4 protein-coding genes are annotated in these 5533 nt (G+C 68.3%); 1 reads left to right on the top strand and 3 read right to left on the bottom strand.

Going from position 1 to position 5533, the window contains the following annotated elements:
- Positions 1 to 95 precede the first annotated feature (95 nt).
- From ACQKDV_RS12135 to ACQKDV_RS12125, 3 genes are all read right to left on the bottom strand, one after another.
- The gene (locus ACQKDV_RS12135) at positions 96 to 1382 is read right to left on the bottom strand and encodes a DUF445 domain-containing protein (protein WP_427783984.1); all 1287 of its coding nucleotides are present in this window, start codon (positions 1380 to 1382) and stop codon (positions 96 to 98) included.
- 154 nt (positions 1383 to 1536) lie between these two features.
- Positions 1537 to 2415: a plasmid replication/partition related protein gene (locus tag ACQKDV_RS12130; RefSeq protein ID WP_427783983.1), complete on the bottom strand. Its 879-nt coding sequence runs from the start codon at positions 2413 to 2415 to the stop codon at positions 1537 to 1539.
- A gap of 63 nt (positions 2416 to 2478) precedes the next feature.
- Positions 2479 to 3831 carry an aspartate aminotransferase family protein gene (locus ACQKDV_RS12125; RefSeq protein ID WP_427783982.1) on the bottom strand — a complete coding sequence of 451 codons (1353 nt, stop codon included), beginning with the start codon at positions 3829 to 3831 and terminating at the stop codon, positions 2479 to 2481.
- A gap of 152 nt (positions 3832 to 3983) precedes the next feature.
- Here ACQKDV_RS12125 and ACQKDV_RS12120 point away from each other — a divergent pair, with 152 nt between their 5' ends.
- Positions 3984 to 5480, top strand: a complete 1497-nt coding sequence (locus tag ACQKDV_RS12120; RefSeq protein ID WP_427783981.1) for an aldehyde dehydrogenase — start codon at positions 3984 to 3986, stop codon at positions 5478 to 5480.
- Positions 5481 to 5533 lie beyond the last annotated feature (53 nt).

Here is a 5533-nt window from a genome sequence, read left to right as displayed (position 1 = left end):
ACCCCGCCAACCCACGGAATGCAGGCTTTTGACGTTGACGTTGACGTTGACGTTGTTTCGGCGGGTGCAGGGCGCAGCCCTGCTGGAAAACCCGCTCAGAATCTGAACAGCACCGTTGCCGCATGCAGCAGCACGCCGATCAATCCGCCCACCAGCGTGCCGTTGAACCGGATGAACTGCAGGTCGCGGCCCACGCTCAATTCCAGCTGCTCCACCAGGTGGCGCTCGTCCCAGCCCTTCACGGTCTGCGCGATATGCGTGGTCACTCCCTCGCGCAGGCGCTCGGTCAGCCGCTGCGCGCCTTCCAGCAGATGCTGGTTCAGCGCTTCGCGCAGCGCCGGATCGGCCTGCAGGGTCGCGCCCAGAGATGCCAGGCTGCGCTGCAGGTGACCCACCAGTGCCGAATCCCCGCGCTGCAGGTCCGCGCGCAGGCTGGCATGGATGCGCGCCCACAGCCCTTGCACGTATTCCTGCAGGGCGGGGTGGTCGATCATTTCCTGCTTCAGCTGCTCGATGCGCTCGGCCAGTGCCGGGTCCTCGCGCAGGCGCTGCACGTAGTTGCCCAGCCAGGTCTCGTAATCCTGCCGCAACGGGTGCTGCGGCTCGGCCAGCACCTGCTGCAGCTCTTCCAGCACCGCCCGCGCCAGGCGCTCGGCCAGGCTGTCGCCGATCTCATCGATGGGCTTGACCCAGTTGACGGTACTGGACAACGTCGGCCACTCGCGCTGGATGTAACGCACGATCAGCTGCGAGGCACGCTCCTTCACTTCCGGCTGTTCCAGCCAGCGGCCCAGCCGCTGCAGGCCTTCGTCCAGCACGCGCTGGTGGCGGCCATCGGCGGTCAGCAGGGCCAGCAGCTCCCCGGCGGTAGCTGCTGCATTCCATTGCCGCAGCTGCTGCACCACGAAGCTGTGCAGCTGCCGCCGGACCGCGCCTTCGTCAAAGAAATCCAGTGCCTGCAGCGCCCAGCCGCGGGCCATGTCGGCCAGCATCCGCGAGCGCGCGGGATCGGCCAGCCAGCTGCCCAGGCGGCTGGCCGGGTCGAACACCTGCAGCTTGGCCAGCAGCACGCTTGGTTCCAGGAACTGGTCGCGCACGAACAGGGCCAGGCTGTCGCCGATGCGTGCCTTGCTGCGCGGGATGATGGCCGTATGTGGAATAGGCAGGCCCATCGGTCGCCGGAACAGTGCCACCACCGCGAACCAGTCGGCCAGTGCACCGACGGCGGCGGCCTCGCAGAAGGCCGAAACCCAGGCCCAGCCACCGCGTTCGCCCTGCCAGTGGCTGACCGCGAACCCGGCCAGCATCAACAGCAGCAGGCCAAGGGCGAGGGTTTTCAGGCGCCGCAGCTGCGCGCGGCGGGGATCGATGGTAGACGTCATGGCTGCAGTCTACCGGCAGTACGGTGACGCCCATCTGTAGAGCCGAGCCCACGCTCGGCTGCCTTTGCCCGGGTGCAGAACAGCCGAGCGTAGGCTCGGCTCTACAGCGGCGCGTCTTCCCATCGGTAGCGCCGGGCCATGCCCGGCGGCGTGGTTACAGCGTTTCGAGCTGCCTGCGCAGTGCGGCCAACTGTGCGCGCAAGGTGTCATTCTCGCGGGTCAGTGCCACCACGCGGCGGCGCAGGGCCGGTGCGTCCTCGCCCAGCTGTTCCAGCGCGGACAGCACTTCGGCATCGCGGCTGGCGACCTCGTCCTCGCTCGGCTCCTCGAAATCCATCTCGGCCGGCTCAGGCTTGGGCGCACGCGGCTTGCGCTTGGATTCGCGCACGCGCCTGGCGGCCTGCTTCAGCTCGTCCTTGCCACCAGCAGCAGCCGCGCGCTGCTCTTCTTCAGGCAGGTCGGCCACGGCGGCAGCCGCGCTGATCGAAATCACCCCGGCCTTCACCGCTTCCACCACCTCGGCGGCTGCCTGGGCGTGGATACGCTCGATCATGCCGACCTGGCTGGTGCTCAACTTGGCTTCGCGCGCCAGTTCGGCGCGGCTGACCTTCGGTGCCGGTTCCCACGGCGGGCTGTCTTCGCCCGCATCGTCGGCCGGTTCAGCGGTGCCGTCACTCTCGCGCTGCAGCTGCGCCTGTTCCACCTGCCTGCGGGCGGAAAGGATGTCGCGCTTGCGCAGGGCCAGCACACCGCGCTGGAAATCGGAGACGCTGCGGCGGCCCAGGTGCTGCTCGATCATCCACAGATGCACATCTTCCATGCTCTGGAAGCGAGTGTTCTGCACGGTGTTGAACGGCAGGCCGTGCTTCTGGCAGATGCCGAAGCGGTTGTGGCCGTCGACCAGCACATTGCCCCACAGCACCAGCGCATCGCGGCAGCCCTCGGCCAGAATGCTGCGCTCCAGCGCGTCATGTTCGTCCGCGGTCAGCGGATCGATATAGGCCTTCAGTTCTTCTTTGACGACGATGTCCATGGGCACGGCAACAGTCAGGAGCGGAACCGACCATTGTACCTGCTCGCCGCCGCCCGCCTGGCCTCATGCGGTGGCCTGGATCATTTCCCCCAGGATGCCGGTGATCTGGTCGATCTGCGTCTTGTCCACGATCAGGGGCGGCGAGAGGGCAATGATGTCGCCGGTGCAGCGCACCAGCAGCCGGCCATCGTGGAAGCAGCGCCGGTAGACCTCATGGCCACGGGCGCCTATGGCATCGCGGCGTGGCGCCAGTTCGACCGCGCCCACCAGGCCGAAATTGCGGATGTCCACCACGTTGGGCAGGCCCTGCAGGGCGTGCAAGCGCTCCTGCCAATACTCGCCCAGCTCAATGGCGCGCTCGAACAGCCGCTCCTCGGCGTGGATGTCCAGGGTGGCCAGCGCGGCGGCGCAGGCCAGCGGGTGGCCGGAATAGGTATAGCCATGGAACAGTTCGATGGCCTGCGCCGGACCCTGCATGAAGCTGGCGTGCACGGCATCGCCCACCAGCACGCCGCCCAGCGGCACTGCACCGTTGCTGACGCCCTTGGCGAAGGTCAGCAGGTCCGGGGTGACCCCGAAGCGTTGTGCGGCGAAGGGCATGCCGACCCGGCCAAATCCCGTGATGACTTCGTCGAACACCAGCAGGATGCCGTGCTGGTCGCAGATTTCACGCAGCCGCTGCAGGTAGCCGGGGGAGGGTAGGATCACCCCGGCGGAACCTGCCACCGGCTCGACGAACACGGCTGCGATCGTCGAAGCATCGTGCAGGGCGAGCAGCCGCTCCAGATCATCGGCCAGCTCGGCGCCGTGGCGCGGCAGGCCCTTGCTGAACGCGTTGCGCTCCAGGTCCAGGGTGTGGCGCAGGTAGTCCACGCCGCCAAGCTGCAGGCCGAACTGCCGGCGGTTGTTGGGCAGGCCACCCAGTGCCATGCCGCCGAAGCCGACCCCGTGGTAGGCCTTTTCGCGGCTGATGAAGCGGGTGCGCTGGCCCTCGCCGCGCAGGCGATGATGGGCCAGCACGATCTTCATCGCGGTATCCACTGCCTCCGAGCCGGAGCTGGTGAAGAACACATGGTTCAGCCCGGCCGGTGCCAGCGCCGCCAACCGCTGTGCCAGCGCGAACGCGGGGGGCGAGCCCATCTGGAAGGCCGGAGCGTAATCCAGCGTGGCCGCCTGTTCGGCGATGGCCTGGACGATGCGCGGGCGCGCGTGGCCGGCGTTGCAGCACCAGAGGCCGGCGGCGCCGTCGAGGATGCTGCGCCCGTCGACGTCCTCGTAGTGCATGCCCTCGGCGCGGACCAGCATGCGGGGTGCGCCCTTGAACTGGCGGTTGGCGGTGAACGGCATCCAGTACGCGTCCAGCGACTCGGGACGCTGGGTCGCCAGGGTGTGCGGGTCGATCGCCGGGTGTTTCATGCCACCTCCGTCGGGTCCGATGCAGCGACTGTAGCGCAGCGGTGGCAGTGGGGTAGCACCGGGCCGTGCCCGGCGGGCACGCAGCGCAGCCGATCACGTGGGAGTCGCGGCCGCACCGATATAACCGGGGTGATCTCCACAGGGAGCCGGACATGGCTGACTTTCCCGATCGCGCCCATTGGCAGGCCTTGGCCAGCCAACTGCCCATTCCCGCACAGGCCTTCATCGATGGCCGCTATGTGGACGCCGCCAGTGGTGCCCGCGTTGACTGCATCAGCCCCATCGATGGCCGCGTGCTGGGCCCGGTGGCCGACTGCGATGCTCAGGACGTGCAACGCGCGGTGGCTGCGGCGCGCCGTGCCTTCGATGCCGGGCACTGGTCGCAGGCCACGCCCGTGCACCGCAAGCGCGTACTGCAGGCACTTGCCGCGCTGGTGGAAACGCATGCCGACGAACTGGCGCTTCTGGAAACCCTGGACATGGGCAAGCCGGTGCGTGACGCGCGGCGCATCGATCTGGCCGGCGTGGTCCGCTGCCTGCACTGGACAGCCGAGGCAGTGGACAAGCTGTATGGCGGGATCGCGCCGACCGGCCCGCACGAACTGGGCCTTGTCAGTCGCGAGCCGGCCGGCGTGGTGGCCGCCATCGTGCCGTGGAACTTTCCGTTGCTGATGGCCTGCTGGAAGATCGCGCCGGCGCTGGCGATGGGCAACTCGGTGGTACTCAAGCCTTCCGAGCGCTCACCGTTGAGCGCGCTGCGGCTGGCGGCGCTGGCAGCCGAGGCCGGGTTGCCCGATGGCGTGCTGAACGTACTGCCCGGTCAGGGCATGTTCGTGGGCGAGCCACTGGCGCTGCACATGGATGTGGATGTTCTGGCCTTTACCGGCTCCACCGCGACCGGTGCGAAGCTGCTGCAGTACGCCGGCCGATCCAACCTCAAGCGGGTCTGGCTGGAGTGCGGTGGCAAAAGCCCGCATCTGGTCTTTGCCGACGCGCCGGATCTGGATGCGGCGGCCAGGGGCGTGGCGCAGGGCATCTTTTTCAACCAGGGCGAGGTCTGTACGGCCGGTTCGCGGTTGCTGGTGGAGCGTTCGATCCGCGACGATTTCGTGCACCAGGTCGTGGCGTATGGGCGTCGCATGCAGCCGCGCCATCCGTTGGAGGCGGATGCGCCGATGGGGGCGCTGGTCGACGCTGCGCACGTGGACAAGGTGCTGGCCGATATCGCGCGCGCCGAGGGTGACGGCGCGCGCCTGCTGCTGGGCGGGCAGCGGGCAGCCGTGGAGGAGGGCGGCTGTTACGTGCAGCCCACCGTATTCGACCAGGTGCGTCCGGAGCAGGCGTTGGCCCGCGAAGAGGTGTTCGGGCCGGTGCTGGCCGTGCTGGGGTTCGATGGCGAAGCCGAGGCAGTGCGTTTGGCCAATGACAGCCGTTATGGCCTGGCGGCCGGCCTGTGGACGCGCGATCTGGGCCGCGCGCATCGTGTGTCGCGGCAACTGCGCGCGGGCAGTGTGTGGGTCAATGGCTGGGATGGCGGCGACATGACCGCACCGTTTGGGGGGTACAAGCAGTCGGGCAATGGTCGTGACAAATCGCTGCATGCGTTCGACAAGTACAGCGAGATCAAGGCGACCTGGATCCAGCTGTAGCGTCGCCGGGCATGGCCCGGCGCTGCCGGGTTGGTAGAGCCGAGCTTGCTCGG

This window comes from Stenotrophomonas sp. NPDC077659 (assembly GCF_050268705.1).
Taxonomy (GTDB): Bacteria; Pseudomonadota; Gammaproteobacteria; order Xanthomonadales; family Xanthomonadaceae; genus Stenotrophomonas.
Note: the sequence above shows the minus strand (reverse complement) of the source record. Positions and strands in the feature narration are given on the sequence as shown.